The organism is Variovorax sp. 20P10.2.4, from assembly GCF_058244205.1.
In genome coordinates, this window is sequence record NZ_JBZAYE010000486.1 from 1 (window position 1) to 5,648 (window position 5,648).

The window sequence follows — 5,648 nt, forward strand, 5'->3', positions numbered from 1 at the left end:
CGTCGGGCAGCACGCCCTTGATGACCGGCGTCTGCTTGTTGGTGGGTTCCTGCGAGCGGCGCGTGACCGAGGTCGGGTCCTCGATCTCGTCGGCCATCTTGTAGCTGGCCTCGATGTGGTCGAGGCGCGGATCGTCGTGCTTCAGGCGTTCGAGCTTGTAGTTGGGCGTCTCGAGCGTCTTGTTCGGCACCATCAGCACGCTCACGCGCTGCTTGAGCTCGATCTTGGCGATCTCGGTGCGCTTCTCGTTGAGCAGGAAGGACGCGACTTCCACCGGCACCTGCACGTGCACGGCGGCGGTGTTGTCCTTCATCGACTCTTCCTGAATGATGCGCAGGATCTGCAGCGCGCTCGATTCGGTGTCGCGGATGTGGCCCGAGCCGCCGCAACGGGGGCAGGGGATCGACGAGCCTTCGGACAGCGCCGGCTTCAGGCGCTGGCGGCTCATTTCCATCAGGCCGAACTTGCTGATCGAGCCGAACTGCACGCGCGCGCGGTCCTGGCGCAGCGCGTCGCGCAGGCGGCTTTCGACTTCGCGGCGGTTCTTCGACTCGTCCATGTCGATGAAGTCGATGACGATCAGGCCGCCGAGGTCGCGCAGGCGCATCTGGCGCGCCACTTCGTCGGCGGCTTCGAGGTTGGTGCGGGTCGCGGTTTCCTCGATGTCGCCGCCCTTGATGGCGCGGGCCGAGTTCACGTCGACCGAGACCAGCGCCTCGGTGTGGTCGATCACGATGGCGCCGCCCGAGGGCAGCTGCACGGTGCGAGCGTAGGCCGATTCGATCTGGTGCTCGATCTGGAAGCGGCTGAACAGGGCGGCGTCGTCGCGGTAGCGCTTCACGCGGGCGGCATGCTCGGGCATGACGTGCGCCATGAACTGCTGCGCCTGGTCGTAGATGTCGTCGGTGTCGATCAGGATGTCGCCGATGTCGTGATTGAAGTAATCACGGATCGCGCGGATCACGAGCGAGGATTCCTGGTAGATCAGGAAGGCGCCCTTGCCGCCCTTGGCCGCGCCGTCGATGGCGGTCCAGAGCTTGAGCAGGTAGTTCAGGTCCCACTGGAGTTCGGGCGCCGAGCGGCCGATGCCGGCGGTGCGCGCGATGATGCTCATGCCCTTCGGGTACTCGAGCTGGTCCATCGCCTCCTTGAGCTCGGCGCGGTCGTCGCCCTCGATGCGGCGCGAAACGCCACCGCCACGCGGGTTGTTCGGCATCAGCACGACGTAGCGGCCGGCCAGCGAGATGAAGGTGGTGAGGGCCGCGCCCTTGTTGCCGCGCTCTTCCTTCTCGACCTGGACGACCAGTTCCTGGCCCTCCTTGATGACGTCCTGGATTCGGGCCTGGCTGGCCGAGACGCCTTCGGCGAAGTATTGCTTGGAGATTTCCTTGAACGGCAGGAAGCCGTGGCGGTCCTCGCCGTAGTCGACGAAACAGGCTTCGAGGCTGGGCTCGACGCGGGTCACGACGGCCTTGTAGATGTTGCCTTTGCGCTGTTCGCGTCCCTCGATCTCGATTTCGTAGTCGAGGAGCTTCTGCCCGTCGACGATGGCCAGGCGGCGTTCTTCGGCCTGCGTGGCATTGATCAGCATCCGCTTCATGATGCGTTGTCCTTATATGTATCGTTCTACCGGCCCTGGAGGGCCAACGATGCACGGACGACGCCCGCGAAACTTGGGGAATTGCCGCTTGGCTCCGGATGCTGGGTGCCGCGGCGCGCGAGCGCGAGCGGCCGTCTCGAGCGTCAGCTCGGTGACGACAGCCGGAGTGGGGGCGCGTGGATGGGGGCGAGCCCTTCGTGGTGCTGAGAGGCTGTCTTTTTGACAGCCCGTTGCGCAGGGGTGGCGCGCGGTTCTGGCGATTCGATGCCCGAGGCCGCTGGTCGGGACCAGGTCAGCCAGCGCAGGCATATTTGAATCAGCAGCATCAGCACAAAGGGACTCGCTTCGATCCGCCGGCAGCTGGAGGCTGCAGGCTGGTATTCCGTATCGGTGTTTCGTGGGTGTCGGCTTGACTTGGGCGTCTGGCCTGCCACTTTGCGCAGTTGCGCGGGGTTTGCAGGCTCGTCGCCAAAGCGGCATCGACCTCGCAGCGCCGCCGGGGTGTTTGACAGCAGTGCTCTAAACTTCTGTCTAATCAAGCACTTACACGACCGCGCTGGTGAAAAACATTATAGGTGCGAAGCAAGCCCCCGCGGCTAAGGAGTTTGCCGGAGAGCCGGCGGCCATCCGCTTCCTCACGATCGACGCCGAGTCGGCCGGGCAGCGCCTCGACAACTTCCTCTTCCGCCATCTGAAAGGCGTGCCGAAGACCCACGTCTACCGGATCATCCGGTCGGGCGAGGTGCGCATCAACAAGGGACGGGTGCAGGCCGAGACCCGCGTCGAGACCGGCGACGTGGTGCGGCTGCCGCCGATCCGCGTGGCCGAACGCGCCGAGGAGGCCGCGAGCGCCGCGCCGGCGCGCGAATTCCCGCTGCTGCTCGAGGACGAGGCCGTGCTGGCCGTCGACAAGCCCGCCGGCGTGGCGGTGCATGGCGGCAGCGGCGTGAGCTTCGGCGTGATCGAGCAGCTGCGCACGGCGCGCCCGGGCGCGAAATTCCTCGAGCTGGTGCACCGGCTCGACCGCGAGACCTCGGGCATCCTGCTGGTCGCCAAGAAGCGCAGCGCGCTGGTGGCGCTGCAGGAGCAGTTCCGCGAGCGCGAGACCGGCAAGACCTACCTGGCGCTGGTCGAGGGCGCCTGGCCCGCCAACAAGAAGGTGCTCGACGCGCCGCTCGCCAAGTACCTGCTGCCCGACGGCGGCGCCGGTGCCGGCGAGCGCCGCGTGCGCGTGGTGGCCAAGGACCATCCCGACGCGATGCGCGCCGTGACGCTGGTGCGAGCGCTGGCCACGCTGTCGCTGCCCGGCGATGCCACGCCGATGTCATTGCTCGCCGTCACCATCAAGACCGGCCGCACGCACCAGATCCGCGTTCACCTGGCGTCGGCCGGCCATCCGATCGCCGGCGACGACAAGTACGGCGAATCCGAGCGCCGGCGCGCGCTGCAGAAGCTGGGCCTCAAGCGCATGTTCCTCCACGCCTGGCGGCTGCAGTTCAACCATCCCGCCACCGGCGAGCGCGTCGCGCTGCAGGCCGAGCTGCCGCCCGAGCTGCGCTCGCTGATGCCGCCCGCCGCGCTCGACGCGATGACGCTACACCCCACGCCCACGACCCATGACTGACTCTGCAGACAACGCCCGTCCCCCGCGCTTCGACCTGATCGCCTTCGACTGGGACGGCACCCTCTACGACTCCACGCGGCTGATCGTGCGCTGCATCCAGGCGGCGGTGGTCGACGTCGGCGGTGCCAAGCCCAGCGAGGACGATGCCGCCTGGGTCATCGGCCTGGGACTGGCCGAGGCGCTGGCGCGCGCCGCGCCCGACGTGCCGAAGGAGAAGTACCCCGAGCTCGGTGCCCGCTACCGCTACCACTACCTGCAGCACCAGGACGACATCGTGCTGTTCGGCGGCGTGCTGCCGATGCTCGACGCGCTGCGCGCGCGCGGCCACAAGCTGGCCGTGGCCACCGGCAAGTCGCGCCGCGGGCTCAACGAGGCGCTCAAGACGGTGGCGCTGCGCGACCGCTTCGATGCCTCGCGCACCGCCGACGAGACCTTCGGCAAGCCGCATCCGCGCATGCTGCTCGAGCTGATGGAGGAGCTCGAGGTGGCCCCCGAGCGCACGCTGATGATCGGCGACACCACGCACGACCTGCAGCTGGCGGTGAACGCGGGCTGCGCCAGCGTCGGCGTGAGCTACGGCGCGCACGAGCCCGACAGCTTCGCCGAGTTCAAGCCGCTGCACATCGCGCACTCGATCGCCGACCTCGAGGCCTGGCTGCTGGGCAACGCCTGACACGACAATCGCCTGCCATGAGCGAAGACAGCATTCCCCTGTGCAATGGCGCCGACCTGGTGGAGGGCAGCCAGGCCGTGCCTTTCGACGTGGTCTACGGCGGCGAGACCTGCCGCGCCTTCGCGGTGCGCTTCGAGGGCCAGCCGCACGCCTACCTCAACCGCTGCAGCCACGTGGCGATGGAAATGGACTTCCAGCCCGACCGCTTCTTCGACGACACCGGCCAGTGGCTGCTGTGCGCCACCCATGGCGCCGTGTACCGGCCCGACACCGGCGAATGCGCAGGCGGGCCGTGCCGCGGCGGCCTCGTGAAGATCGCGCTGAGCGAGCGCGACGGCGTGGTGCACTGGCATACTGCCTGGAACCTTCAACCCCTCAACTTCTAGCAAGCGCCGCGCTTCGCGACTGCCTGTTCGCCTGCCGCTTCCATGAACGACCAGAACCGCACCGATCCCCACGGTTTCGAGCCTTTCGAGCCGGCCCCGCCTTCTCTTTCGTCTTCGCCCGATCCCCAACGCACCATGTCCAACGATCCCACTCAGCGTCCCGGCTGGGAGCGCGCCACGCTCGAGAAGCTGGCTTTCGCGGCCCTCAACGAGCAGAAGTCCACGCGGCGCTGGAAGACCTTCACGCGGCTGGCCTGGCTGGCCTTTTTCATCTTCCTGGCCTGGTTCGCGCTGTCGCGCGGCGCGCCGAGCACCGCCAAGACCACGGCTCACACCGCGGTGGTCGAGATCAAGGGCGAGATCGCCAATGGCGGCGATGCCAGCGCCGAGTTCGTCGTGGCGGCCATGAAGTCCGCCTTCGAGGACGACGGCGCCAAGGGCGTGGTGCTGCTGATCAACTCGCCGGGCGGCAGCCCGGTGCAGGCCGGCATCATCAACGACGAGATCAAGCGCCTGAAGGCCAAGCACAAGAAGCCGGTCTATGCCGTGGTCGAGGAAACCTGCGCCTCGGCGGCCTACTACATCGCGGCCGGCGCCGACAAGATCTACGTCGACAAGGCCAGCATCGTGGGCAGCATCGGCGTGCTGATGGACGGCTTCGGCTTCACCGGCGCGATGGAGAAGGTCGGCGTCGAGCGCCGCCTGCTGACCTCGGGCGAGAACAAGGGCTTCCTCGATCCCTTCAGCCCGATGAACGACGCGCAGCGCGAACACGCGCAGAAGATGCTTGACCAGATCCACGAGCAGTTCATCAACGTGGTGAAGACCGGCCGCGGCGACCGCCTCAAGCTCGACACCCCGGGCCTGTTCAGCGGCCTGTTCTGGAGCGGCGAGCAGGCCGTGAGCTACGGCCTGGCCGACCAGCTCGGCAACGTCGACTACGTGGCGCGCGAGGTGATCAAGGCCGAGGAAGTCATCGACTACACCCGCCGCGACAACGTGGCCGAGAAGCTGGCCAAGAAATTCGGCGCCGCCATGGGCGACGCCACGATCCGTTCGCTGAAGTCGGTGCCCGCGCTGCGCTGAGGCGCAGTCAGTCGCCGCGCATGCCGGCCGCGGCGTAACGCGCCGAGGCCGCCAGCGCGACCGCGAACACCACCACCACGTAGAGCGCCGCCGTCAGCGAGGTGGCGCGCGCGATCAGCCCGATGACCGCCGGGCCCGCCATGAACCCCAGGTAGGCGATCGCCGAGACGGCCGCGATGCCGCGCGCCGGCTCCACGCCCGGCACCTTGGCCGAGGCCGCGAACAGGATCGGCACCACGTTGGCAAAGCCGATGCCCACGCCCGCGAAACCCACGAGCG

General features: G+C 67.9%; 5 protein-coding genes and 1 pseudogene. 4 read left to right on the top strand and 2 right to left on the bottom strand.

From position 1 onward, the window contains the following. Positions 1 to 1,600, bottom strand: a 1,600-nt coding sequence (locus tag AC27VN_RS30905; RefSeq protein WP_490879027.1) for an Rne/Rng family ribonuclease, incomplete at its 3' end; no start/stop codon positions are given. Between the two features lie 559 nt (positions 1,601 to 2,159). Between AC27VN_RS30905 and AC27VN_RS30910 the strand changes: the two genes are divergently transcribed. From AC27VN_RS30910 to AC27VN_RS30925, 4 genes are read left to right on the top strand one after another with little or no spacing between them, the layout of a single operon-like run. Then, a complete protein-coding gene (locus tag AC27VN_RS30910) occupies positions 2,160 to 3,224 on the top strand; it encodes an RluA family pseudouridine synthase (RefSeq protein ID WP_490879028.1) in 1,065 nt (354 codons plus the stop codon). After that, positions 3,217 to 3,897 carry an HAD family hydrolase gene (locus tag AC27VN_RS30915; protein ID WP_093348645.1) on the top strand — a complete coding sequence of 227 codons (681 nt, stop codon included), beginning with the start codon at positions 3,217 to 3,219 and terminating at the stop codon, positions 3,895 to 3,897. Before AC27VN_RS30910 ends, AC27VN_RS30915 begins: the two co-directional genes overlap by 8 nt. 17 nt (positions 3,898 to 3,914) lie before the next feature. Next, positions 3,915 to 4,283, top strand: a complete 369-nt coding sequence (locus tag AC27VN_RS30920; RefSeq protein ID WP_093348647.1) for a Rieske (2Fe-2S) protein — start codon at positions 3,915 to 3,917, stop codon at positions 4,281 to 4,283. Between the two features lie 42 nt (positions 4,284 to 4,325). Then, positions 4,326 to 5,369 (top strand): S49 family peptidase, encoded by a 1,044-nt coding sequence (locus AC27VN_RS30925; protein WP_093348650.1) that lies wholly within the window; start codon positions 4,326 to 4,328, stop codon positions 5,367 to 5,369. Between the two features lie 7 nt (positions 5,370 to 5,376). On the opposite strand, the pseudogene AC27VN_RS30930 reads toward AC27VN_RS30925, so the two are convergent. After that, a pseudogene (locus tag AC27VN_RS30930) lies at positions 5,377 to 5,648 on the bottom strand (MFS transporter); the annotation flags it as partial.

Bases quoted from the DNA above. Each gene is read 5' to 3' on its own strand.
- AC27VN_RS30925 (WP_093348650.1), top strand. From the start codon at position 4,326: ATGAACGACCAGAACCGCACCGATCCCCACGGTTTCGAGCCTTTCGAG.
- AC27VN_RS30915 (WP_093348645.1), top strand. From the start codon at position 3,217: ATGACTGACTCTGCAGACAACGCCCGTCCCCCGCGCTTCGACCTGATC.
- AC27VN_RS30920 (WP_093348647.1), top strand. From the start codon at position 3,915: ATGAGCGAAGACAGCATTCCCCTGTGCAATGGCGCCGACCTGGTGGAG.